The sequence below is a fragment of the Rhodococcus sp. SJ-2 genome, from assembly GCF_053750035.1.
Window position 1 is genome coordinate 4,234,969 of record NZ_CM132340.1, and the last position, 24,929, is coordinate 4,259,897.

17 protein-coding genes and 2 rRNA genes are annotated in these 24,929 nt (G+C 63.8%); 12 read left to right on the plus strand and 7 right to left on the minus strand.

What is annotated here, in order from left to right; all coding sequences use genetic code 11:
* Window positions 1–298 precede the first annotated feature (298 nt).
* The 6 genes from ACSYG9_RS19875 (at window position 299) to ehuA (ending at window position 6,996) form a co-directional block, all read left to right on the plus strand.
* Window positions 299–3,433, plus strand: a 23S ribosomal RNA gene (locus ACSYG9_RS19875).
* 91 nt (window positions 3,434–3,524) lie between these two features.
* Window positions 3,525–3,641 (plus strand): 5S ribosomal RNA (gene rrf / locus ACSYG9_RS19880).
* Between the two features lie 237 nt (window positions 3,642–3,878).
* Complete coding sequence (gene ehuB, locus ACSYG9_RS19885; protein WP_440124130.1) at window positions 3,879–4,778, plus strand: ectoine/hydroxyectoine ABC transporter substrate-binding protein EhuB; 900 nt, start codon at window positions 3,879–3,881, stop codon at window positions 4,776–4,778.
* Window positions 4,779–4,794: 16 nt separating this feature from the next.
* A complete protein-coding gene (gene ehuC / locus ACSYG9_RS19890; protein WP_440124131.1) occupies window positions 4,795–5,529 on the plus strand; it encodes an ectoine/hydroxyectoine ABC transporter permease subunit EhuC in 735 nt (244 codons plus the stop codon).
* Complete coding sequence (gene ehuD, locus ACSYG9_RS19895) at window positions 5,526–6,170, plus strand: ectoine/hydroxyectoine ABC transporter permease subunit EhuD (protein WP_440124132.1); 645 nt, start codon at window positions 5,526–5,528, stop codon at window positions 6,168–6,170. The genes ehuC and ehuD overlap by 4 nt, the downstream gene beginning before the upstream one ends.
* Before the next feature lie 61 nt (window positions 6,171–6,231).
* Window positions 6,232–6,996: an ectoine/hydroxyectoine ABC transporter ATP-binding protein EhuA gene (gene ehuA / locus ACSYG9_RS19900; protein WP_440127731.1), complete on the plus strand. Its 765-nt coding sequence runs from the start codon at window positions 6,232–6,234 to the stop codon at window positions 6,994–6,996.
* 10 nt (window positions 6,997–7,006) lie between these two features.
* Here ehuA and ACSYG9_RS19905 read toward each other — a convergent pair whose 3' ends face one another.
* Window positions 7,007–8,551, minus strand: a complete 1,545-nt coding sequence (locus tag ACSYG9_RS19905; protein ID WP_454839667.1) for an adenylate/guanylate cyclase domain-containing protein — start codon at window positions 8,549–8,551, stop codon at window positions 7,007–7,009.
* Window positions 8,552–8,594: 43 nt separating this feature from the next.
* Between ACSYG9_RS19905 and nucS the strand changes: the two genes are divergently transcribed.
* Window positions 8,595–9,272, plus strand: a complete 678-nt coding sequence (nucS, locus tag ACSYG9_RS19910; protein WP_440124134.1) for an endonuclease NucS — start codon at window positions 8,595–8,597, stop codon at window positions 9,270–9,272.
* A 3-nt stretch (window positions 9,273–9,275) separates the two neighbouring features.
* Window positions 9,276–9,611, plus strand: coding sequence for an ATP/GTP-binding protein (locus ACSYG9_RS19915; protein ID WP_454839670.1), 336 nt, complete (start codon window positions 9,276–9,278; stop codon window positions 9,609–9,611).
* A gap of 85 nt (window positions 9,612–9,696) precedes the next feature.
* On the opposite strand, the gene ACSYG9_RS19920 is transcribed toward ACSYG9_RS19915, so the two are convergent.
* A complete protein-coding gene (locus tag ACSYG9_RS19920) occupies window positions 9,697–10,893 on the minus strand; it encodes a hypothetical protein (protein ID WP_454839672.1) in 1,197 nt (398 codons plus the stop codon).
* 79 nt (window positions 10,894–10,972) lie between these two features.
* On the minus strand, window positions 10,973–11,458 hold the full coding sequence (gene mce, locus ACSYG9_RS19925; RefSeq protein WP_454839674.1) for a methylmalonyl-CoA epimerase: 486 nt from the start codon (window positions 11,456–11,458) through the stop codon (window positions 10,973–10,975).
* Window positions 11,459–11,555: 97 nt separating this feature from the next.
* Between mce and ACSYG9_RS19930 the strand changes: the two genes are divergently transcribed.
* From ACSYG9_RS19930 to ACSYG9_RS19940, 3 genes are all read left to right on the plus strand, one after another.
* Window positions 11,556–12,746, plus strand: a complete 1,191-nt coding sequence (locus ACSYG9_RS19930; RefSeq protein ID WP_454839676.1) for an acetyl-CoA C-acetyltransferase — start codon at window positions 11,556–11,558, stop codon at window positions 12,744–12,746.
* A 105-nt stretch (window positions 12,747–12,851) separates the two neighbouring features.
* Complete coding sequence (locus ACSYG9_RS19935; protein ID WP_440124139.1) at window positions 12,852–13,211, plus strand: DUF3817 domain-containing protein; 360 nt, start codon at window positions 12,852–12,854, stop codon at window positions 13,209–13,211.
* Between the two features lie 94 nt (window positions 13,212–13,305).
* Window positions 13,306–14,196, plus strand: a complete 891-nt coding sequence (locus ACSYG9_RS19940; RefSeq protein ID WP_454843008.1) for a tetratricopeptide repeat protein — start codon at window positions 13,306–13,308, stop codon at window positions 14,194–14,196.
* 69 nt (window positions 14,197–14,265) lie between these two features.
* Here the strand turns inward: ACSYG9_RS19940 and ACSYG9_RS19945 are convergent, their stop codons facing one another.
* The 3 genes from ACSYG9_RS19945 to ACSYG9_RS19955 form a co-directional block, all read right to left on the minus strand.
* Window positions 14,266–15,717: a metallopeptidase gene (locus ACSYG9_RS19945; protein WP_454839678.1), complete on the minus strand. Its 1,452-nt coding sequence runs from the start codon at window positions 15,715–15,717 to the stop codon at window positions 14,266–14,268.
* A gap of 33 nt (window positions 15,718–15,750) precedes the next feature.
* Entirely contained in the window at window positions 15,751–17,904 is a 2,154-nt protein-coding gene (gene glgB, locus ACSYG9_RS19950) for a 1,4-alpha-glucan branching protein GlgB (RefSeq protein WP_454843009.1), read from the minus strand.
* A gap of 107 nt (window positions 17,905–18,011) precedes the next feature.
* Entirely contained in the window at window positions 18,012–20,030 is a 2,019-nt protein-coding gene (locus ACSYG9_RS19955; RefSeq protein WP_454839680.1) for an alpha-1,4-glucan--maltose-1-phosphate maltosyltransferase, read from the minus strand.
* Window positions 20,031–20,259: 229 nt separating this feature from the next.
* On the opposite strand from ACSYG9_RS19955, the gene glgP reads away from it, so the two are divergent.
* Window positions 20,260–22,836 carry an alpha-glucan family phosphorylase gene (gene glgP, locus ACSYG9_RS19960; protein WP_440124142.1) on the plus strand — a complete coding sequence of 859 codons (2,577 nt, stop codon included), beginning with the start codon at window positions 20,260–20,262 and terminating at the stop codon, window positions 22,834–22,836.
* A gap of 51 nt (window positions 22,837–22,887) precedes the next feature.
* Here glgP and ACSYG9_RS19965 read toward each other — a convergent pair whose 3' ends face one another.
* Window positions 22,888–24,921: an ATP-dependent DNA helicase gene (locus tag ACSYG9_RS19965; protein ID WP_454839683.1), complete on the minus strand. Its 2,034-nt coding sequence runs from the start codon at window positions 24,919–24,921 to the stop codon at window positions 22,888–22,890.
* Window positions 24,922–24,929 lie beyond the last annotated feature (8 nt).

A 24,929-nucleotide genomic window follows, 5' to 3' on the forward strand; every position in this document is an offset into this window, starting at 1 on the left:
AGCATCTCCTGTCTCGGATCGACACGTTGGTGTCGGGGGAGCAGGCAGAGCCATTACGGATACACATGTTGTCCGGTGGTGCTCATGGGTGGAACGCTGACAAGTACTTCTCATCCGGGTTTGTCCACTGTGGCGAATTCGAGGGGTTATATCGGTGCACTGTTGGGTCCTGAGAGAACACGTTGTTTGTGTTTGATCAGCGACGATGACCTGCGAAAGTTTTCCGCCTTCAGGGTGGGTTCCGGTAGGGGTTGTTGTGTGTTGTTTGAGAACTGCACAGTGGACGCGAGCATCTTTGTTGTAAGTGTTTATGAGCGTACGGTGGATGTCTTGGCACCAGGAGCCGATGAAGGACGTGGGAGGCTGCGATATGCCTCGGGGAGCTGTCAACCGAGCTGTGATCCGAGGATTTCCGAATGGGGAAACCCAGCACGAGTGATGTCGTGTTACCCGCGCCTGAATATATAGGGCGTGTGGAGGGAACGTGGGGAAGTGAAACATCTCAGTACCCACAGGAAGAGAAAACAATATGTGATTCCGTCAGTAGTGGCGAGCGAACGCGGAAGAGGCCAAACCATGGGTGTGTGATACCTGGCAGGGGTTGCACTTGTGGGGTTGTGGGGTTCATTGTGTCGGCGCTGCTGAGTCGGCCAACAGTAAGAAATCATGGTGTTAGTCGAAGTGGTCTGGAACGGCCTGTCGTAGAGGGTGAGAATCCCGTAGACGAAAACGCTGTGACTGTTGATGTGAATACCCAAGTAGCACCGGGCCCGTGAAATCCGGTGTGAATCTGTCGGGACCACCCGATAAGCCTGAATACTCCCTGGTGACCGATAGCGGACTAGTACCGTGAGGGAAAGATGAAAAGTACCCCGGGAGGGGAGTGAAATAGTACCTGAAACCGTGCGCTTACAATCCGTCAGAGCCTGTGCAGTCTTTGGTGGCTGGTGGGTGATGGCGTGCCTTTTGAAGAATGAGCCTGCGAGTTAGTGGCATGTCGCGAGGTTAACCCGTGTGGGGTAGCCGTAGCGAAAGCGAGTCCGAATAGGGCGGTGCAGTGGCATGTTCTAGACCCGAAGCGGAGTGATCTACCCATGGCCAGGGTGAAGCGATGGTAAGACGTCGTGGAGGCCCGAACCCACTTAGGTTGAAAACTGAGGGGATGAGTTGTGGGTAGGGGTGAAAGGCCAATCAAACTCCGTGATAGCTGGTTCTCCCCGAAATGCATTTAGGTGCAGCGTCGCGTGTTTCACTCTGGAGGTAGAGCTACTGGATGGCCGATGGGCCCTACAAGGTTACTGACGTCAGCCAAACTCCGAATGCCAGGGTGTGAGAGCGCGGCAGTGAGACTGCGGGGGATAAGCTTCGTAGTCGAGAGGGAAACAGCCCAGATCGCCGGCTAAGGCCCCTAAGCGTGTACTAAGTGGAAAAGGATGTGGGATCGCTGAGACAACCAGGAGGTTGGCTTAGAAGCAGCCACCCTTGAAAGAGTGCGTAATAGCTCACTGGTCAAGTGGTCCTGCGCCGACAATGTAGCGGGGCTCAAGTACACCGCCGAAGCCGCGGCATTCGCATGACACACGCTTGTTTCTGCGGAAACTTGTGCAGTGGTGTGGATGGGTAGGGGAGCGTCGTGTGGCCGTGGAAGCAGCAGTGTGAACTAGTTGTGGAGGCCATGCGAGTGAGAATGCAGGCATGAGTAGCGAAAGACGAGTGAGAAACTCGTCCGCCGAATGACCAAGGGTTCCTGGGCCAGGTTAATCCGCCCAGGGTGAGTCGGGACCTAAGGCGAGGCCGACAGGCGTAGTCGATGGACAACGGGTTGATATTCCCGTACCCGTGTGAACGCGCCCCTGATGAATCACTGGTACTAACCGTCCTGAAGCAGGTCTGTTCCCTTCGGGGGATGGGTGTGTGGATGCACGGGACCTTCGGTGGTAGTAGTCAAGCGATGGGGTGACGCAGGAAGGTAGCTGGGCCGGCTGGTGGAATAGCCGGTGTAAGCCTGTAGGGCGAGTGGTAGGCAAATCCGCCACTCATGTGCCTGAGAGGTGATGCGTAGCCGTTGTGGTGAATTCAGTGATCCTATGCTGCCGAGAAAAGCCTCTAGCGAGCTTTCACATGGCCCGTACCCCAAACCGACACAGGTGGTCAGGTAGAGAATACTGAGGCGATCGAGATAACTGTGGTTAAGGAACTCGGCAAAATGCCCCCGTAACTTCGGGAGAAGGGGGACCTCGTCTGGTGATCGCCTTTACGGTGTGAGCTGGGTGGGGTCGCAGAGACCAGAGAGAAGCGACTGTTTACTAAAAACACAGGTCCGTGCGAAGTCGTAAGACGATGTATACGGACTGACGCCTGCCCGGTGCTGGAAGGTTAAGAGGACCGGTTAGCTGCCCTTGTGGTGGCGAAGCTGAGAATTTAAGCCCCAGTAAACGGCGGTGGTAACTATAACCATCCTAAGGTAGCGAAATTCCTTGTCGGGTAAGTTCCGACCTGCACGAATGGCGTAACGACTTCTCTGCTGTCTCGACCACAGACTCGGCGAAATTGCATTACGAGTAAAGATGCTCGTTACGCGCGGCAGGACGAAAAGACCCCGGGACCTTCACTATAGCTTGGTATTGGTGTTCGGTTCGGTTTGTGTAGGATAGGTGGGAGACTGTGAAGCGGGCACGCCAGTGTTTGTGGAGTCGTTGTTGAAATACCACTCTGATCGTATTGGATGTCTAACCTCGGGCCCTGATCGGGTTCAGGGACAGTGCCTGGTGGGTAGTTTAACTGGGGCGGTTGCCTCCTAAAATGTAACGGAGGCGCCCAAAGGTTCCCTCAGCCTGGTTGGCAATCAGGTGTTGAGTGTAAGTGCACAAGGGAGCTTGACTGTGAGACTGACAGGTCGAGCAGGGACGAAAGTCGGGACTAGTGATCCGGCACCGGCATGTGGAAGCGGTGTCGCTCAACGGATAAAAGGTACCCCGGGGATAACAGGCTGATCTTCCCCAAGAGTCCATATCGACGGGATGGTTTGGCACCTCGATGTCGGCTCGTCGCATCCTGGGGCTGGAGTAGGTCCCAAGGGTTGGGCTGTTCGCCCATTAAAGCGGCACGCGAGCTGGGTTTAGAACGTCGTGAGACAGTTCGGTCTCTATCCGCCGCGCGCGTAAGAAACTTGAGGAAGGCTGTCCCTAGTACGAGAGGACCGGGACGGACGAACCTCTGGTGTGCCAGTTGTCCCGCCAGGGGCATGGCTGGTTGGCTACGTTCGGAAGGGATAACCGCTGAAAGCATCTAAGCGGGAAGCCTGTTCCAAGATGAGGTTTCTCACCCTTTATTGGGGTAAGGCCCCCGGCAGACCACCGGGTTGATAGGCCGGAACTGGAAGCGCAGTAATGTGTGGAGGTGACTGGTACTAATAGGCCGAGGACTTATCATGAAGGTGTTACGCGTCCACTGTGCGGTGTCTGAGACAGCACATGCTTCGTATCCATTGTGTGGGTGTGGGGTGTTGCAGTGTTTCATAGAGTTACGGTGGTTATAGCGATGGGGAAACGCCCGGTCCCATTCCGAACCCGGAAGCTAAGCCTGTCTGCGCCGATGGTACTGCACTCGTCAGGGTGTGGGAGAGTAGGTCGCCGCCGTGCACCCGTTCCGAAGGGGGACTCACTTTGTGGGTCCCCCTTCGTGTTGTCTGAACAGTTCCGTGTCCCGGTCCGCGCTGCAGCCTCCGCGTAGGTTACGAGATGGTAACAACGCGATTCTGGTTTCCGGTTTGACTCTTTCTGTCGGTAACGTCCGCTGGGCAGATCCGTTGGGTCGTGCTGCAAGGCGGTACGGATCCTCCCGGGTCGTTCCTAGTGACGACGAAAGGGATTGGGACGATGAGTATGCGACTTGGTAGAAACGCGGCCGTGAAGTTCGCCGCTGGTGTTGCCGGACTGGGATTGGTCGGTGCGTCGATTGCCGGCTGTACCAGTACGGACACCGGAAGTACGGAGGGTGGGACGTCCCTCGAGAGCTTGCGAGAGGCCGGAACTGTCACTGTCGGATTCGCCGGCGAGGCCCCGTACAGCTTCATGGAGGACGGTGAACTCACCGGCGCGACCGTTGCACTTCACCGTGAGATCTTCAAGAACCTCGGTATCGAGAACGTGGAAGGCGTCGCCACCGACTTCGGTGCGCTCATTCCCGGTCTCCAAGCGGGTCGGTTCGACGTCGTCAGTGCCGGCATGTCCATCCTGCCGCAGCGATGCGAGCAGGCGCTGTTCAGCGAGCCCGAGTTCAACTACACGACAGCGTTGATGGTGCCTGAGGGCAATCCTCAGAACCTGTCGGACATCCAGTCGATCAGCGACGCGGGCGCCAGCCTGGCGGTCATGACGGGCGCGATCGAGTCGGACTATGCCGCGGAGTCGGGAATCGACGCGATGCAGGTCGCATCCGCGCAGGACGGCATGGATGCGGTGATCAACGGTCGTGCCGATGTCTTCGCTCTCACCGGTATCTCGCTCAACTGGATGAAGCAGAACAACGAGTCGGCACCGGTCGACGTCACGCAGTCATTCGTTGCCGAGATCGACGGAGTGCCTCAGGTCGGTGCGGGCGGCACCGTCTTCCGCTTGGGCGACGAAGAACTTCGCGACGCCTACAACGAGGAGCTTCAGAAGATCACGTCGGACAAGGACAAGTACCTGTCGATCGTCGGTGAATTCGGTTTCACCGAAGAGGAATTGCCCGATCCGGAACTGACCACGGCGATGCTCTGCGAGGGCGTCTCCTGAGAGCGGGTTCGCCAGAATGGATTTCGGTTCGAAGATCGAGGCGCTGACCAGTGCGTTTCCTCGAATACTCGATGGAATCCTGGTCACTCTCTACCTCACGATCGGTAGTGCGTTCTTCGCGTTCCTGCTGGCCGTCGCCTTCGGGTTGGCGGCCGGCGCGAAGAACCTGGTCCTGAGGGGGAGTTCCCGGATTGTCATCGAGTTCTTCAGGGGCACTTCGCTTCTGGTGCAGTTGTTCTGGTTCTTCTATGTCATGCCGCTGTTCGGCTACCGGCTCGAGCCGATCGTGTGCGGCATCCTCGCACTGTCGTTGAACTACGGTGCGTACGGTGCGGAAGTGGTGCGCGGCGCGATCGCGTCGGTCCCGCGTCCGCAATGGGAGGCCGCGACAGCGCTGAATTTCAGTTATTGGCAACGTCTTCGGAGAGTCATCTTTCCGCAAGCATGGGCTGAAATGATCCCACCGCTGACGAACTTGCTGATCCAGCTGCTCAAGGGGACAGCGCTCGCAAGCTATATCCTCTTGCAGGACCTGACCTTCGAGATCGAGCAGTTACGTCGCACCACCGGCGACACCCTGTTTGCCTTCGGTGTCGGGCTCGTCTTGTACTTCATTGTGGGATATGCGTTGACACTGTTGATGAATGCGCTCGAGGTACGGGCGAAGAGCAGGCTGGGGACAGGTCCATCGATGCGTGAGATCTTCGGCCTCGCACCGGTGATCGACAAGCCCGAGGAGGTGAAGACATGACCGTCGACTGGAGTTGGCAACGCGCCTGGGATGCGCTTCCGGTGTTGCTCGAAGGATTCAAGATAACCCTGCTCGCCACCGTCCTCGGTTTCGTTCTCGCCGCAGTGTTGGGCTTGGTCGTGGCAATCGCCCGACGAAGTCTGCCGCGTCCCTTGTCGATGGTGCTCGGCGCCGTCGTCGAGTTCATTCGCCTCACACCGTTGGTCGTCCAGTTGCTCTTCGTGTACTACATGCTTCCGCAGTTCAGTGCGCTGCAGATCGGTATCACGGTATTGGGCATCCATTACGCGACGTACATGGCCGAGGTGTATCGGGCTGGGATCGAAGCCGTACCTGTGGGGCAGTGGGAGGCAGCAAGGGCGTTGTCGTTGCCGAGCATCCGTACGTGGCGGGCGGTCATCTTGCCGCAGGCCGTACGCCGGGTGGTTCCTGCGCTGGGAAATTACGCAGTCTCGATGTTCAAGGACACGCCGTTTCTCTTCACCATTTCCGTGGTCGAGATGGTCACTGCAGCACAGCAGTTCGGTGCCAGGAATTTCCAGTATCTCGAGCCGTTGACATTGGCCGGATTGATCTTCCTGATTGCGAGCTACCCGACCTCATTGCTGATTCGCCGATTGGAGCGTCGCCTTGCCTACTGATCTGACCAAGGACACCGGTGGAGGTGCGGATCCATCCAGTGGCGGAACGTCGGACGAGCCGATGATCCGGTTCGAATCCGTAGTGAAGCAGTTCGGCGACAACGTCGTGCTCGACCACCTCGACTTCGATGTCGCCCCCGGCGACCGAGTGACCCTGATCGGGCCGAGTGGCTCGGGAAAGACCACGATCCTGAGGCTTCTCATGACCTTGGAGAAAGTCGACGGCGGCGTGGTGTGGGTCAAGGGAGAGCCGTTGAGCCACGAACGCAAGGGAACGAAGCTTGTTCCCGCTTCCGAGAAGCATCTGCGCAAAGTGCGGCAGAGCATCGGCATGGTGTTTCAGCATTTCAACCTGTTTCCGAACATGAACGTCATGGAGAACCTCACCGAGGCGCCCATCCACGTGCTGGGTCGCAAGAAGGCCGACGCGGAAGCTCGGGCGCGCGAACTACTCGCGATGGTGGGTCTGTCCGACAAGGAGAGAGCGCACCCGACTCAGCTGTCGGGTGGTCAACAGCAGCGCGTGGCCATCGCCCGCGCACTGGCGATGGATCCCGACATCCTGCTGCTCGACGAGGTGACATCAGCGCTCGACCCGGAGCTGGTCGCCGACGTGCTCGACGTTCTGCGGCAGATCGCGGACACCACCGATATCACGATGTTGATCGTCACGCACGAAATGCACTTCGCTCGGGACGTCTCCAACCGTGTTCTGATGTTCGACAAGGGGCGAATCATCGAACAGGGACCGCCCGAGATCATTTTCACCAATCCGACAGAGGAGCGGACACGCAAGTTTCTCGACGCAGTCCTCGCAGGGGAGTGAGGGATCGAGGTCACTCGGCCGGTACTGCCAGCCGAGTGGCCTCTGCCCGGCCGCGCAATGTGATTTCGTTCTGCACGGTCCATTCGGATGCCTCGTCGCTCGTGGCGGTGTCGAGGGCGCGACTCGATGCAAGGACGTAGCCCGGCACGGTTTTCGCGAGGTCGGACAAACGCGCCGCCTCGTTCACCGGGTCGCCGATGACGGTGTACTCGAAACGTTCTGCGGCACCTATGTTTCCCGCGACCGCCCGACCTGCCGCGACCCCGATCCCGGCGCGACACTCGGGGACCTCGGCTGCGAGTCGATGTGCCATCGTGCGAGCGGTCCGCAACGCACGACCCGACGCATCGTCGACCCGCAGCGGTGCACCGAAGATCGCCAGCGCCGCGTCACCCTCGAACTTGTTGACCGACCCACCGGCGCGGTGGACTTCCTCCACGACCACCGCGAAGAAGCGATTGAGCAAGGCGACGACTTCGACAGGGGGCCGCTCGCTTGCCAGGGCCGTAGACCCGACGATGTCGATGAACAGCACCGCGACATCACGCTCCTCGCCGCCGAGGATGTCTGCGCTCTCGAGAGCTTCGGCTGCGACATCTCGTCCGACGTGCCTACCGAAGACCTCTCTGATGCGCTCGCGTTCCCGCAATCCATCGGCCATACGGTTGAATCCGGCCTGGAGTTCGCCCAGTTCGGTCCCGTCGTACACCACGATCTTGGTGTCCAGGTCGCCTTTCTCGATCTGTGACATGCCGTATTGCACCGATTCGATCGGGGCAATACTCGAGCGCACGCTGAGGAACAGCAGCAACGAACCGACGAGCAGGGTGATGCTGCCGAGCGCGAGGATGGTCACAGCGAAACGGACCGGGGTTACCGGCCGAATGAAACTGAACACCGCGATGAGCATCAGTCCGATCACGGGGATACTGCTGCCGAGGGCCCACGCGAGCATCACCCGGCCGGTGGTTCCGGCAAAGCGATGACGTCGGGGTGCCCCTGCCTCGAGCGCCCTTGCTGCGATCGGCCGAAGCGCGAATTCGGTGAACAGGTAGACGAATCCGCACACGGTGGTTCCGGCGAGCAGGATCGTGATGGACACCTTGGGAATAGTGTCGGGATCGATTATCCCGAGACACGTGGTGAACAGGACCAGCCCGATGACCCAGAGCAAACCCTGTTGCAGGGTCATCCGCAGCGGCAGATTCAGGGCTGTCCGTTGCTCTCGGGCGGTGGGACGACGGCCGTCGAGAGCCCAGCCCAGATGATCCACACCGTAGCGGGTGCCGAGAATGGTCCCGACCACGATCGCCACGACCACATACGCCGGGGCGAGGACGGCGATCACAATGAGAAACTCCGAGGTGAGCAACGACGGCCCGGGGATCACGACATTGATGAGGGTCGCTGCGATCAATGCGCCGACGATGTGAGTGCCTGCCAGCGAGAGAGTCAGCAACGACTGGACCCGAATTCGGAGTCGCCGGACCGGCTCCTCCGGCTGTCCCAGGATCGCGGAACCGAGCGGCGCGGTACGGCTGTTGCGTGCTGACATGGTCGTTCGAGCGTAGACGAGGTCATCCTTTAGGGTGGGCTCTGTGCGCCTAGTGATTGCTCGTTGCCGTGTCGACTACATCGGACGTCTGACCGCACACCTTCCCACCGCACGCCGATTGTTGTTGGTGAAAGCGGACGGGTCGGTGAGCGTGCATGCCGACGACCGTGCCTACAAACCCCTCAACTGGATGAGCCCGCCGTGCTGGTTGTCGGAAGAGGCTCCAGAGGAGGATGCCGAGGCGCTCTGGGTGGTCACGAACAAGGCCGGCGAGCAGTTGCGCATCACCATCGAGGAGATCGAGCACGACTCGAGCCATGAACTCGGAGTCGATCCGGGCCTGATCAAGGACGGCGTCGAAGCGCACCTGCAGGAACTGCTCGCCGAACATGTGGAAACCCTCGGTGCGGGATACAGTCTGGTGCGCCGCGAGTTTCCTACGGCCATCGGCCCTGTCGACCTACTCTGCCGCGATGCCGACGGCGCTACCGTCGCGGTCGAGATCAAGCGGCGTGGCGAGATCGACGGGGTGGAACAGCTCACGCGCTATCTCGAACTGCTCAATCGGGATCCGCTTCTCGCGCCCGTGAGCGGAGTGTTTGCCGCCCAGCAGATCAAGCCGCAGGCCAAGACGCTCGCGACCGATCGCGGTATCCGCTGCCTGGTACTCGATTACGAGGCGTTGCGGGGGACCGAGAGCACCGAATTCCGGCTGTTCTGAGCCATGCCACGCCGGAATCGTCCTCATGCGTCGCGCAAACACTCAAAGGCGGACGCTGAGTCGTCGGGCTCGGAGTCGTCGTTCGGTTGGGCGACCACGCGGTCCGAGTCGGGACCTGCCGGTGCGGAGTCCGAACAGTTCACGGTGCGGACGGTGCCGGGGTCGCGAGCGACGAAGCTGTATCGCTGTCCGGGATGCGACCACGAGATCGCGCCCGGGACGCCCCACATCGTGGCGTGGTCGACCGACGTTCCCGGCGGCGCCGATGATCGTCGGCATTGGCACAACGGATGCTGGTCGGCCCGCGCACGGCGGGGGCCGACCCGACGGTGGTCCTGACCCGACGGCGGTCCTGACCCGACGGCGGTCCTGACCCGACGGCGGTCCTGACCTGACGGCGATCCTGGACCCGGCGTGGTTGCGACTACCGCCGTACTCTGCTCGCCACCGCAGGCGAACGGCCACTGCCACCGGGACGCGGAGACTCGCCTCGGGCCGGAGCGGGCTGCTGAGTCTGCTTCGGAGCCTTCGGCGTTGTGCCTCGATCGCTCACGCGTGCTTCGGCTTCGCTCGAGTCCGTGCTGTTGCTCGCGCTCTTTTCGGTGCGGGCGCCGGGCTTGCCGGACCCCGGTCCCGAGTTCGTGGTGCCGGGGTCGCCGTTGTTGCCTCCGCGCTGGGCACTGTCGGGCTCGGCCTTCGGTGCGGGCTGGGCGGACGAGTCGTCCCCGGCATCCGACGGTGCTGCGGTGTCGTCCGAGAGGTTGCGGGCAAGGAGGTCGGTTTCCTCGGTTACCGCCGCGAGCATGTCGGGTACGCCGTCGAGTTGTTCACGGACGGCATCGAGCTGGCCGAGAATGCGTCCCCGCATGACGAGCAATTCCTCGGTGAGCCCCTTGGCGTTCGCGATCTTGCGTTCGGAGGCCTCGGTGGCCACCGCGAGGCGTCGGCTCGCTTCGGAGGTGGCCTGTTCGAGGCGACGCTCTGCTTCGCCCTTGCTCGAGCGCTCGAGCTCGTCGAGTGAACCGAGTAGTTTCGACCGGCGTTCGGACATCGTGATCTCGAAGTCCTGCTGCACCTGCTCGCGCTTGCTTTCGGCCTCGGCGGCACGACGGTCGGCTTCGGCGCGCGCGGCGGCAATGATCCGGTCGGCTTCGGCGCGCGCGGCAGCCATCGTGCGGGAGTGTTCTTCCTCGCAGGCGAGGCGCCGATTCTCGAGGTCCTCGAGTCGCTTCTCGAAATCACCGCGGAGACGAATGCCTTCTTGCTCGGCGAGAGAGACCATCTCGGCGGCATCACTCTCAGCGCGGGCTCGAAGCTCCGACGCTTCGTCGGATGCCAATCGGAGCATCCGGGAGATGCGGTCGCTCATGCCTTCGGCGGTGGTCGGAGGAACCGAGAGGCGATCGACGTCCTTGCGCAGATCGTCGATCTCGTTCCGTGCATTCTCCAGCTGACGGGCCAGATCCCGGGCCTGTGCGGATGCCGCGTCGCGGTCGGTTGCCGTCACGCGGAGCTCGGCTTCGAATCGGGCGAAGTAGTTGGTCACCTCGTCGCGGTCGAAGCCCTTCCGCACGATGGAGAACGGCAGGTGACTGGGAGCGCGATCACGATCGAAGACCATGAAGCCAATCTACCCGCTCGAATCCGGAATCACTTGGGCAGCTCCAGCACCACAGTGCTGGAGCTACCCACGCATCGGGTCAGTGAGCGGAGTTCGCGGCGGGCTCGACGAGCTCCACCAGAACGCCACCGGCATCCTTCGGATGCAGGAAGTTGATCCGCGAGTCGGCGGTGCCGCGGCGCGGTGCGTCGTACAGAAGCCGCACGCCTTGTTCACGCAGGTGCGTGGAGATCGCATCGAGGTCGGTGACCCGGTAAGCGAGCTGCTGCAACCCGGGGCCGCTACGGTCGATGAACTTCGCGATCGTCGAGTTCTCGTCGAGCGGGGCCAGCAGCTGGATCTGGGTGGCGCCGTCGGGACTGCCGGGAACGGAGAGCATGGCCTCCCGGACACCCTGCTCCTCGTTGATCTCTTCGTGCGTGGACACGAGCCCGACGTTCTCGGCGTACCACGTGAGTGCGGCGTCGAGATCGGGGACGGCGATGCCGACGTGGTCGATCGCCGTGACGAGCCCGGAGGACAGAGCTGCCGCGACAGGCGACGATGTGGGAGAGGTCTCGGTCATACCTCTGACGGTAGCGGTACCGTTGGTCAAGCTCATATCGGGTCCCAGGTATCCCACCGAGTGAGCATCCGCATTGTCTATTCGGAGGACATTTCCCGTGAGCAGTTCTGTCATTGTCGCTGGAGCCCGTACACCGATGGGCCGCCTGCAGGGTTCGTTGAAGGACTTCTCGGGAGCCGATCTCGGCGGTGTCGCCATCAAAGGCGCCCTGGACAAAGCCGGGGTCGAGCCGGAGAAGGTCGATTACGTGATCATGGGCCAGGTGCTCACTGCAGGCGCCGGCCAGATCCCCGCACGTCAAGCCGCTGTTGCCGCAGGCATCCCGATGGATGTACCAGCTCTGACCATCAACAAAGTGTGTCTGTCGGGCCTCAATGCCATCGCGATGGCCGATCAATTGATCCGCGCGGGCGAGTTCGACATCGTCGTCGCAGGCGGCCAGGAGTCGATGACGCAGGCCCCGCACATGCTCGAGAAGAGCCGCGCCGGATTCAAGTACGGCGATGTCACTCTGCGCGATCACATGGCCTACGACGGTCTGCACGACATCTTCACCGACCAGGCGATGGGACTGCTGACCGAATCGGCGAATGCCGATTCCGATTTCGTTTCTCGTGAGGAGCAGGACGCGTTCGCCGCGGCCTCGCACCAGAATGCGGCGCGTGCCTGGAAGGACGGTCTGTTCGACGACGAGGTCGTGCCCGTGTCGATCCCGCAGCGCAAAGGCGATCCGATCGTATTCGCCACCGACGAGGGCATCCGCGCCGACACCACCGTCGAATCGCTCGGCAAGTTGCGTCCTGCGTTCGCGAAGGACGGCACTGTCACCGCAGGCTCGGCATCCCAGATCTCGGACGGTGCGGCAGCGGTGGTCGTGATGAGCAAGGCCAAGGCCGAGGAGCTCGGTCTGAGCTGGATCGCGGAGATCGGTGCGTCGGGTGTCGTCGCAGGCCCCGACTCGACGTTGCAGCAGCAGCCGGCCCGCGCGATCGCCAAGGCGTGTGACCGCGAGGGCATCGCCCCCGCGGATCTCGATCTCGTGGAGATCAACGAGGCGTTCGCCGCAGTGGGTATCGCATCGGCTCGCGAGCTCGGCATCGATGCTGGCAAGGTCAACGTCAACGGTGGGGCGATCGCACTCGGACACCCGCTCGGTATGTCCGGCGCCCGCATCGCGCTGCATCTCGCGTTGGAGCTGAAGCGCCGCGGCGGCGGCATCGGTGCGGCTGCGTTGTGCGGTGGTGGCGGGCAAGGCGACGCGCTGATCGTACGGGTGCCGAAGGCCTGATCCTCGAACTCGAACCCCTCACGGCCCTCGACGTCCAGCGTCGAGGGCCGTGATGTCTCTCACTCCACTACGAGTCGTCGTAGATTAATGGGCACAATGGCCCTTATGACGACGATCTTCGACCTGTCCACTCCCGCGAAGAGGTTCCGCCTCGTGGCCATCTGGGAGGCCGTGACCTGGCTGGCCCTGCTGATCGCGATGTTCTTCAAATGGGTTCTCGGGTACGAGGAAGCCATCCGCATCCCCGGCATGGTGCACGGCATTGCCGGATTCATGCTGTTCGTCGTCGTCACCTTCATCACCGCGTGGGCGCTGAAGTGGGACATCAAGACCACGTTCCTGGCGCTCGTGTCGAGTGTCCCGCCGTTCGGCACCATCGTCTTCGAGCGCTGGGCCGTCAAGACCGGCCGCCTCGCGGAACTCTCCGAGCCCGGTAGCCGCAAGGACGCACCCGCCACCGTCTGACCGTCCGCAGCTTCAGCGGCCGCGGCATGCCAAACTGGAAGGCGTGACTCGACCCGGTTCCCGTCCTTCACGTTCCGCCGCCGCGGCCGCGGCGCTGTCCGGCGCGGTGGATCTCGCGCCCCTCAAAGAGAGGGCTGCCACGCCGCCTCCTCCACCCCCCTCCGGTGACGGCACGCAAGGTGCACTCCCGCCGATCGTGGACGTCACCGAGGCCACCTTCGAAACCGAAGTGCTCCAGCGCTCGACCCAGGTGCCCGTCATCGTGGACCTGTGGGCCACCTGGTGCGAGCCCTGCAAACAACTCTCGCCACTTCTCGAGAAGCTCGCCACCGAGGCCGCAGGCGCGTGGGTGCTCGCCAAGGTCGACGTCGACGCCAACCCTCGGATCGCCCAGGCCTTCGGAGTCCAGTCGGTACCGACCGTCGTTGCGATTGCCGCAGGGCAGCCATTGGCAGACTTCCAAGGCGTCCAACCCGAACCGGCTCTGCGACAGTGGCTGGAGGCGATCGCCCAGGCTGTGGAAGGCAAGTTGTCGGGCCCGCCCTCTGCTGAAGGTGAGCCGGCCGAGCAGCCCGCGGATCCGCGTTTCACCACTGCCGAACAGGCTCTCGAGCAGGGCGACTTCGAGGGCGCCGAAGCCGCGTACAACCTGATTCTCAACTCCGAGCCCGACAATGCCGATGCAAAGGCCGCGCTACGGCAGGTGAAATTCCTGGCCCGGTCCCAGGGCATTCCTGCGGATGCGATAGCGCGTGCGGATGCTGCTCCCGCAGATCTCGAGGCGCAACTCGTTGCGGCCGACGCCGAACTGTCCGCGCAGGACCCCGAGGCGGCCTTCGAGCGGATCATCGCTTTCGTCAAGCGCAGCGCCGGCGACGACCGCACTGCAGCACGCACACGGCTACTGGAGCTGTTCGAGCTGTTCGACACGGCGGAGCCATTCGTGGTGGCTGCACGTCGCAAGCTTGCGGCAGCGCTCTACTGACCAGTCCCTTCGCGACTCCATCCCTTCGCGACTCCATCCCTTCGCGACGAGGACTCACCGGCCGCTGTCTCAGCGGTAGCGGCCGGTGCACGAGTTCTCGCCGCCGAGGACCCCGGTGCGGAACGCATCAACCCGCGCGAACCCACTAGGCACGGTGTTGCCGTTGACATCGCTCGCCGCGAGGCCGTCGCGGAGCAATCCGGACACGGCCTCGTCGAGATCCCCAGGGGAGAGCCACACCATCTCGGCGTCCGAGTCGAGTTCCGAGGCGACGGTGCTCGAAGGACTCAAGGCCGCGCTGATCACCCCCGACAGGCATGCAGCACGCAAGGCGGTCCGGGCATCTGCGAGACCCTGGCCCGCATCCTGCTGCACCGCGAGCGCGTACCGGGACGCGACAAGGACGTAGGCGTTGTAGTCACCGCGCACATCGGCACTGAAACCGTCGCGTCGTGAACTATCCGGGGTGCCGACCGCGGCGAGTTCCTCGAGGTCGACCCCCACGGTGTTCGTTGCCGGACAGTACGACACCGGCACCGTCGTCTTCGCGTCCGGGCAGCCGAGATCCGCACCCGACAGTTCCAGTTCGGGAGGCGATTCGAGATCGAACACGTGGTGGAACGACTCGAAGATGGTCTCGACCGACTCCGCAGTCACAGGTAGTTCGCCGTCGTCGATGCTGTCGAAATACTGGGGCAGATCCGCACGCCGGGATTCGATCTCTCCTGCATCGATACGCGGACAGGTCGCGGCGCCGTCCGTGAAGCCGATCTGCACCGCCGTTACGCGTTCGAACGCGGATCCGTGGATCGAATCCGGATCGTTCGGGTCGCTGTCGCGAAACAACACCATCGACGCCAGGACCTTGTTGAGGCCGTCCGCAGTATTGAGTTCGAAATGCTCGGAGTCGCCCTCGGCGACATGTCGCATGAAGGCCCCGGCGAAACAGTCCGCCTGTTGCTCGAACACGATGCCGGGATCATCGTCACCAACGATCCCCGCCGAGTACTGGATGGCATGCCCGTATTCATGGGCGAGCACGGTGACCGCCGACATGGGGCCGAAGTCCTCGACGAGTTGCGGCATGAGGTAGGCGCGGTCCCAGCCGATGACGTCCCCACCGCTGCAGTACGCCGCATTGATGAAGTCATAGGTGGACTCGCCGCAGAAACGGGGGCCGCGACGCTCGGAGGGATCCCACGAGATGATCGTGCCGACCGGTTCGAAGTCGCCTCGCGCGACCGCGCTGTACTCCTGCCTCCAGTACTCCTCGAGGTCGGCGATCGCGTTGCCCGCAAGGATGTCGATCTCACCGCCATCGGTGTTCTCGATCGTCACGTCGGCATCGGGGACACCGCTGCGTGGCCCGGTCGGGCCCGACACCACAGGTAGACCTGCGACGGTGAACGGATTGTCGTAGATCGACACCGCTGTTCCCGAGACCTGCTGCGTACAACCGGCCACCAGGACAGCCGCAAGAGCCGGAAGTACCGGGGTGAACCATCGGCGTCGTCGTGTCACGTCGAACCATTCTCCATCAGTCGCTGCCGGCGATCACCGCCGCGGCGACAGCCAGAGCGCGCCGTGCGCCGGAAGCGTCACCCGAGCCGAAGCCGGGCGACCGTGCCACGAATGCGTCGTGGCGATCACCGCGCCGAGATTACCTGTGCCGCTTCCCTGATACGCGGTCGCGTCCGTGTTGAGAATTTCCTCCCAGGCACCCGGCTCCGGCAGCCCCACACGGTAGTCGGCGTGGATGCTGCCCGAAAAGTTGTACAGGCACGCGATCACCGAACCGTCGCTGCCGTAGCGCAGGAAGCTGAGCACATTGTTGTGGGCATCGTTGGCATCGATCCACGAATACCCGCCGGGGGTGGTATCGAGCGTGTACAGCGCCGGGTGGTGGCGGTAAATGCGGTTCAGATCGGCGACCAGCGTGCGGATACCGGTATGCAGTGCTCCGGTGTGTGGATCGTCGAGCTGCCACCAGTCGAGACCGCGCTCCTCAGACCACTCACCGACCTGTCCGAATTCCTGTCCCATGAACAGCAACTGTTTCCCGGGATGCGACCACATGTACGCGAGCATCGCGCGCAACCCGGCAGCTCTGGTGCGGTCGTCGCCGGGCATGCGCGTCCACAACGTGCCCTTGCCGTGGACGACCTCATCGTGACTGATCGGCAGCACGAAATGCTCGCTCCACGCATACATCAGGGAGAACGTGATCTCGTGGTGGTGGAAAGTCCGGTGGACCGGGTCGTGCATCAGATACCCGAGGGTGTCGTGCATCCAGCCCATGTTCCATTTCATCGAGAACCCGAGCCCCCCGACATTCGTCGGCCGCGTCACACCGGGCCACGCCGTGGATTCTTCCGCGATCGTCACGACACCGGGATGGTGCTTGTGCACTGTCGCGTTGAGTTCCTGCAGGAACGCGACGGCATCGAGGTTCTCGCGTCCACCGAATTCGTTCGGGGTCCAGCCGCCCTCGGGCCGGGAGTAGTCCAGATAGAGCATCGACGCCACGGCGTCGACTCGCAATCCGTCGATGTGGAACTCTTCGATCCAGTACAGCGCGTTCGCGACGAGGAAGTTGCGCACCTCCTTACGCCCGTAGTCGAACACGTAGGTGCCCCAATCGAGCTGTTCGCCGCGCCGGGGATCGGCGTGTTCGTAGAGGGGGGTGCCGTCGAAACGGGCAAGTGCCCACTCGTCCTTCGGGAAGTGCGCGGGCACCCAGTCCATGATCACGCCGACATCCGCGGCGTGCAGTCGATCGACGAACCCGCGGAATTCGTCGGGTGTCCCGAACCGCGCTGTCGGCGCGTAGTACGAGGTGACCTGGTAACCCCACGACCCACCGAACGGATGCTCGGCGACGGGCATGAGTTCCACATGGGTGAAACCGGTCTCCCGCACGTACTCGGCCAGCTGGTCGGCGAGCTCGGAATACGTCAGTCCCGGACGCCACGACCCGAGATGCACCTCGTACACACTCATCGGTTCCTGCCAGGGCTGGGCTTGGGCGCGCGCGGCGAGCCACTGCTCATCGCGCCACTCGTGCGAGCTGCGTGTGACCACCGACGCGGTCGCCGGTGGCACCTCGGTGGCGAATGCCATGGGATCGGCCTTGTCGCGGATCGAACCATCGTGCCCGTGGACGCGATACTTGTACAGCTGACCCGGCTCGACACCGGGCACGAACAACTCCCACACACCGCTCGACCCCAGAACGCGCATCGGAGCGGTACCACCGCCCCACAGGTCGAACTCGCCGATCACCGTCACACCCCGAGCACCTGGAGCCCACACCGCGAACGACGTTCCGGTGACCGTGCCGTCGGGAGTGTCGTACGAGCGGGGACGGGCACCGAGGACTTCCCACAACCGCTCGTGCCGACCTTCACTGATCAGATGACGATCGAGTTCGCCGAGAGTGGGCAGAAACCGGTACCCGTCTGCGACGACCACTGTGTGATCGAACGGATATGTCACGACCAACCGGTAATCGGCGGGATCGTGTATCGGAAGCAACGCGCTGAACACATCGTGTCCGACCGATTCGAGAGGATGATCCGTTCCCCCCACACGCACTTCGACCTTCTGTGCACCGGGCCGCAACGCCCGGAACACTGTGCCCTCAGGGTGCGGATGCGCACCGAGGATCGAATGGGGATCGTGGTGCTCGCCGGCTGCAAGGCGTGCCAGCTCGTCGGGATGCGGCGCGTGACGCGGCGCGGACGTGCTCGACCGGTCGCGCGGGGGCGTAGCTCGACCACGCTCCGGTGTGGGCTCCGGTGATGACGGCGGCACGGTCACGGTTGCCTCCTGTACGCGAGAGTTGTGCGGACGGGAACTCCGATGCGGGGCAACACCAGGATGTGAGCGACCGATCGCCACGGTTCGAGCCGTACGAAATTGGCCTGGCCCCAGTGGTATTGCTCGCCGCTCACTTCGTCGTACACCGGCAGATGGTCGTGCCAGTCGTGGCCGAGGGCGGGCATGTCGAGCCAGATCGTGCCCTGCTCCGCGGCATACGGATTCAGGTTGACGATGGTGAGCACCGTATCGCCGGTCGTCGGGTCGAACTTCGAGTACCCGATCAGAGCGTCGTTGTCGATGTGGTGGAACGTGATGTTGCGGAGCTGCTGTAGCGCCGGATGCGCCCGCCGGATCCGATTGAGCTCGGTCAGCCATGGCTCGAGGGATTCCCCGCGACGGCGGGCGTCGTCGAACCGCCTCGGACGCAATTGGTACTTCTCCGAATCGAGATACTCCTCGCTGCCGGGTCGCAGCGGAACATGCTCGTACAGTTCGTAACCTGAGTACACACCCCACGTCGGAGAAAGGGTTGCGGCCAACGCTGCTCGCAGGGCGAACATTCCTGGACCGCCGTGCTGCAGCGACTCGTGGAGGATGTCGGGGGTGTTGACGAACAGATTCGGCCGCGCCTCGTCCGCCTTGGCTGCGATCTCCAACCCGAACTCGGTGAGCTCCCACTTCGCGATCCGCCACGTGAAATACGTGTAGGACTGCGCGAAGCCCCGGCGCGCGAGACCGTACATTCGTGCGGGGCGGGTGAACGCCTCGGCGAGGAACACCACATCCGGATCGCTCTTGCGGACCTCCTCGATCAACCACTCCCAGAAGTCCGGTGGCTTCGTGTGCGGATTGTCGACCCGGAAGATGCGTACGCCCGCCGCGATCCAGTGCCGGACCACACGTAGCACCTCGGCGTAGATGCCGTCGCGGTCGAGATCGAAATTGATCGGGTAGATATCCTGGTACTTCTTGGGCGGGTTTTCCGCATATGCGATCGTTCCGTCGGGCAGCACCGTGAACCATTCGGGATGCGACTGCGCCCACGGGTGGTCCGGTGCGCACTGCAGCGCGAGATCGAGGGCAACCTCGAGATCGAGTTCGCGGGCACGCGTGACGAAGTCGCGGAAATCCTCCTCGGTACCCAAGTCGGGGTGAATGGCGTCGTGGCCGCCTTCTGCTGATCCGATCGCCCAGGGCGATCCGACATCGTCGGGTCCCGCGACCAACGAGTTGTTCGGGCCCTTCCGGTTGATCTTGCCGATCGGGTGGATCGGCGGCAGATACACCACGTCGAACCCCATCGCGGCGATGCGCGGAAGGTCGGCAGCTGCTGTCGCGAATGTGCCGTGCCGCGGGGTGCCGTCATCGTTCCAGCCCCCCGTGGACCGGGGGAAGAACTCGTACCACGAACCGAACAGCGCGCGGCGCCGCTCGACGATCGCCGTGTACGCGCGACCGCGGGTGACGAGCTCGCGCAGTGGATGCGCGCGGAGGACCTCGGTGACGTCGGCAGAGTAGGCAGGCGCGACACGTTCGGGAAGTGTGCGATGCGACCGTAGCGCTGCGGATACTGCGAGCAGCGCCGGCCGGCTCCCGCGGGGAGCCGCCTCGGCGGTGCGCTCGAACAGCCGGGCGCCGATCTCCAGGTCGTTGGCCAGATCCTCCGGCCCCTGGCCCGCATCGATTTTCGCTTCGACGGCGTGACGCCACGTGCCGATCGGATCGCTCCAGGCTTCGATACGGTAAGTCCATCTGCCAGGGCTGGTCGGGGTGAACACCGCGTTGAACGTGTCGGGTTCGCGGCCCGGTGCCATGGGGATCCGCACGAGCTTGCCCATGGTCTCGGGGTCCGCGGCCGGACCGCGCACCGCCAGCGTCGCCGCGAGTGCGTCGTGGCCTTCGCGCCACACCACCGCCGAGACAGGGACGACCTCACCGGCGACAGCCTTGGTCGGGTACCTCCCGCCGTCGATCGCGGGCCGAACGTCGTCGATGGCGAGACGACCTGTCACGTGTTCTCCGTTCGCTGGGGCGGGCGGGCGGCCCGCGCCGAAATGAACCGTGGGGTGTACGACCACAACCCTATTCCAGGCGACCCCAGAGTTCCGGTCATGCATGCCGGAAGGGCGAAACACCCCCTTTGCAGCATCTGTCCGGATCGGTCGACCCGTGGGTCACGTCAATTGAGGGGGCCGCAACAGGACCCGTCGCACACACGAGAACCTGGGTAGGATTCGCGGGGTGAAAGCCTTGCGTCGGTTCACTGTCCGAGCCCATCTGCCCGAGCCGCTCGCCGCGCTGGAGGCACTGACAACCAATCTGCGCTGGTCGTGGCACCCGCAGACACAGGACTTGTTCGCTTCCATCGACCCTGAGCTGTGGGCGAAGGTCGACGAGGATCCGGTCCGACTGCTCGGTGAGATCGCACCGTCGCGTCTCGATGCATTGGCGACCGACAGTGAATTCCTTGCGCGCCTCGACGCAGCCGCCGCGGATCTCGACCACTACCTGTCGCGCCCGGCCTGGTACCAACTCCAACGCGAACGCGGCACCGCTATGCCGGAGGGCATCGCGTACTTCTCGATGGAATTCGGTGTCACCGAGGTCCTTCCGAACTACTCGGGTGGGCTCGGCATCCTCGCAGGCGACCACCTCAAGGCCGCCTCCGATCTGGGAGTACCGCTCATCGGCGTCGGATTGCTGTATCGCTCCGGCTACTTCAAACAGTCGTTGAGCGCCGATGGCTGGCAGCTCGAGCACTACCCGTCGTACGACCCCCAGGGGTTACCGCTGCGGCTCCTCACCGAATCCGACGGCACGCCGACACTCGTGCGTGTCGACGTGCCCGGTGCCCGCACCCTCGATGCACGGGTGTGGATCGCGCAGGTGGGCCGCGTGCCGCTGCTGCTCCTCGATTCCGACATCGCGAGCAACGACGAGGACATGTGCAAGGTCACCGATCGCTTGTACGGCGGCGGACAGGACCACCGCATCAAACAGGAGATCCTCGCGGGCATCGGCGGGGTACGGGCCGTGCGTGCCTACACCCGCATCCACGGGCTTCCCGATCCCGAGGTATTCCACATGAACGAGGGCCACGCCGGGTTCCTCGGGGCGGAACGAATCCGCGAACTCGTCACCACCACCGGCCTGGATTTCGACGAAGCGTTGGTCGCGGTGCGCGCCGGAACCGTGTTCACCACCCACACCCCGGTGCCCGCGGGCATCGACCGTTTCCCTGTCGATCTCGTTCGTCACTACTTCGCGGGTCCCAACGGAGAGAACGAATCGGCTTTGCTGCCGGGCCTGCCGGTCGACCGGATCCTTGCGCTCGGTCGCGAGGACGACCCCCACGTGTTCAACATGGCCCATCTGGGTCTGCGTCTCGGACAGCGATCCAACGGCGTGTCCCGACTGCACGGTGAGGTCAGCCGCGGGATGTTCGAAGGGCTGTGGCCCGGATTCGATGCCGCCGAGGTGCCTATCGGGTCGGTGACCAACGGCGTCCACGCACCTACCTGGGCCGCCCGCGAATGGATCACCCTCGCCAACCGGCTCGCCGGACCGGATCGCGTCGAGGAAGCCCGCGGCTGGGAGCTGCTGCAGAGCGTCGACCCGGCCGAACTGTGGTCCACCCGCAACGTGCTGCGCGGACAGCTCGTCGACGAGGTTCGACGCCGTCTGCGCAACTCGTGGCTCGAACGCGGCGCCACCGAGGCAGAGCTCGGCTGGGTCAGCACCGTCTTCGATCCGGGCGCCCTCACCGTCGGCTTCGCGCGCCGCGTGCCCACCTACAAGCGGCTGACACTGATGCTGCGCGACCCCGAACGGTTGCGCGCCCTGCTGCTCGACGAGGAACGGCCCGTGCAGCTCGTCGTCGCAGGTAAAAGCCATCCCGCCGACGACGGAGGCAAGGGCCTGATCCAGCAGATCGTGCGTTTCGCCGACCAGCACGACGTGCGGCACCGCATAGTGTTCCTGCCCGACTACGACATGTCGATGGCGCGCTTCTTGTACTGGGGATGCGACGTATGGCTCAACAACCCGCTGCGCCCGCTCGAAGCATGCGGAACGTCGGGCATGAAATCGGCACTCAACGGCGGACTGAACCTGTCCATCCGCGACGGATGGTGGGACGAGATGTTCGACGGCGAGAACGGGTGGGCCATCCCGACCGCCGACGGCGTCGATGACGTGCGACGCGACGACCTCGAAGCCGGAGCCCTGTACGAGCTGCTCGAACGCTCGGTACTGCCGCGCTTCTACGAGCGCGATGATCACGACGTGCCCACCCGATGGATCGAGATGGTGCGTCACACCCTCGAGAAGCTCGGACCCAAGGTCCTCGCATCACGCATGGTGCGCGACTACGCCGTCGACTACTACACACCCGCTGCGGAGGCGGCGCGCGTGGTTGTCGCCGACGACTTCGCGGGAGCCAAGGCGCTGGCCGATTACCGGCACCGTATCGACTCCGCATGGCCGGCGGTGCGGGTCGCGCAGGTCGACAGTCACGGACTGCCGGAAAGCCCCGTCATCGGATCGAGTCTCGGCCTGATCGCCCATGTCCAACTCGGCGGACTGTCGCCCGACGATGTGCAGGTACAGGCGGTGTTCGGCAAGGTCGGATCGGACGACACCCTCACGGACACGGTGACGGTGGCGATGAAACACTCCGGCTCCGATCCGCTCGGGGAAGAGTTCACCGTCGACGTGCCGCTGCCGCTCTCGGGTGCGGTCGGTTACACCGTCCGGGTACTCCCGCACCACGACCTGATGGCGACTCCCGCCGAGTTCGGCATGGTCGCGCTGCCGTGAGTGACGAAAGTGTCGTTCCGAGGCCGGAATCCGGGCTCGGAACCCACATTTTCACGAACCGGTGAGTCGGGAGAGCGACTTCCGGGCGACCTGAGGGTCGGCGGTCTCCCAGAACGGCGGGAGCGACGCGCGCAGATAACCACCGTAACGGGCCGTGGCCAGGCGAGAGTCGAGCACGGCAACGACCCCTCGATCGTCGGTTGACCGCAACAACCTGCCGACACCCTGGGCGAGGAGCAGCGCAGCATGGTTCGCTGCGACGGCCATGAACCCATTGCCGCCGCGGGACTCGACAGCACGCTGCCGGGCGACCAACAGCGGATCGTCGGGGCGGGGGAACGGGATCCGGTCGATGAGAACGAGCGAGAGCGACCGGCCCGGCACGTCGACGCCCTGCCACAGCGACAGGGTGCCGAACAGCGACGTCGCTTCGTCGGCTGCGAACTTGTCGACCAGTGCACCCGTGGAATCGTCGCCCTGGCACAGGATCGGGGTATCGATCCGGTCTCGCAGAGCTTCGCTCGCGGCCTTCGCGGCGCGCATCGACGAGAACAGACCCAGGGTGCGACCACCTGCTGCCGTGACCAGCTCGGCGATCTCGTCGAGATGCGACGACGCAAGCCCGTCGCGGCCGGGCGGCGTCAGGTGCTTCGCGATGTACAGAATCCCGGATTTCGCGTGGTCGAACGGCGACCCGACGTCGACGGCATTCCACTTCAGTTCACTCTTGTCGGCGGGCGGTTCGGCCCCCGATGCGGCAGTGGTCTCGCTGCGCGAGGGTGCCTGCGGGGGGAGCCCCCAATTGACGGCCAGACCGTCGAACGATCCGCCGACCGTGAGCGTCGCAGAAGTGAGCACCACCGTCGACTCGCCGAACAGTCGAGACCGCAGCAGACCCCCGACCGACAACGGCGCGATCCGTACCGTGCGCCGCACATTTCCGCGGAACTCGTCGGCCGCCAGCCACACTACATCCTGACGCTGTGCGGGATCGGGCTGCTCGAACGTCGTCAGAGCCCGCACCGCGCAATCGTGCACTTCGTCGATCTCGGAGAGAGCCTGGCTGCGGGCTGCGGCGGCTTCCGGATCGGTGCCGGGCTTGGCCGGCCCGATGGCGGTGTGTACGGCCCACGCGGCATCGCGGATCGACGCAAGGGCAGCTGCCGCACCCTCGGGCATCGAATCCCACCGGGCGGCGGGCAGCTCCTCGAGCAGCGACTCCCAGTTCTCGGCCGCACCCTCTAGCCGATCGACGTCTTCGTCCTCGACGAGCTTGAGACAGCGCCGCGCGGCTGCGGAAATGCTGTTGCTCGACAACTCGGCGGTAGCGACACCGGTGACCCGGTCGACGAGCTCGTGGGCTTCATCGATGACGACCACGTCGTGTTCGGGCAGGATCGCGATTCCCGTGATGGCGTCGATCGCGAGGAGCGCATGATTGGTGACAACCACATCGACCTGCGACGCTTCGGTGCGTGCGATCTCGGCGAAGCAGTCGTCGCCGACCGGGCAGCGTGCCTTGCCGAGGCATTCGCGTGCGGTGACACTGAGCTGGCGCCACGCCTGGTCGGAGACGCCGGGGGAGAGGTCGTCGCGGTCGCCGGTTTCCGTGCTCGACGACCATTCCGTCACGCGGCGCACCTCGCGGCCGATGCGTGAGAGCGTGAACGCGTCGAAGAGCTGGGCCTCGGCCGGCGCCTCCTCGGCGAGACCCGTGTGGATCTTGTTCAGGCAGAGATAGTTTCCGCGGCCCTTGAGGATGGCGAAGCGAGGCCTCCTGCCGAGGGCGTCCTCGAGTGCCTCGGCGAGACGCGGGAGATCGCGGTCGACGAGCTGACGTTGCAGCGCGATCGTCGCGGTGGACACCACAACCGTGCGGCCGGTCTGTACCGCATACCGGATGCTCGGAACGAGGTACGCGAGCGACTTTCCCGTGCCGGTGCCCGCCTGCACCGCGAGGTGCTCACCGGTGTCGATGCTGTGTGCTACCGCGGACGCCATGGTCAGCTGATTGCGCCGCTCCTTGCCGCCCAGAGCGTGCACCGCCGTACGTAGCAATTCGGGGACATCGGGGAGTTCAGGCACCGAGCCAG

Coding starts and splice junctions, on each gene's coding strand:
- ehuA (WP_440127731.1), top strand. CDS start 6,232: ATGATCCGGTTCGAATCCGTAGTGAAGCAGTTCGGCGACAACGTCGTG.
- ACSYG9_RS19920 (WP_454839672.1), bottom strand. CDS start 10,893: ATGGTCTTCGATCGTGATCGCGCTCCCAGTCACCTGCCGTTCTCCATC.
- ehuC (WP_440124131.1), top strand. CDS start 4,795: ATGGATTTCGGTTCGAAGATCGAGGCGCTGACCAGTGCGTTTCCTCGA.
- ACSYG9_RS19915 (WP_454839670.1), top strand. CDS start 9,276: ATGCCACGCCGGAATCGTCCTCATGCGTCGCGCAAACACTCAAAGGCG.
- ACSYG9_RS19905 (WP_454839667.1), bottom strand. CDS start 8,551: ATGTCAGCACGCAACAGCCGTACCGCGCCGCTCGGTTCCGCGATCCTG.
- ehuD (WP_440124132.1), top strand. CDS start 5,526: ATGACCGTCGACTGGAGTTGGCAACGCGCCTGGGATGCGCTTCCGGTG.
- ehuB (WP_440124130.1), top strand. CDS start 3,879: ATGAGTATGCGACTTGGTAGAAACGCGGCCGTGAAGTTCGCCGCTGGT.
- mce (WP_454839674.1), bottom strand. CDS start 11,458: ATGACCGAGACCTCTCCCACATCGTCGCCTGTCGCGGCAGCTCTGTCC.
- ACSYG9_RS19935 (WP_440124139.1), top strand. CDS start 12,852: ATGACGACGATCTTCGACCTGTCCACTCCCGCGAAGAGGTTCCGCCTC.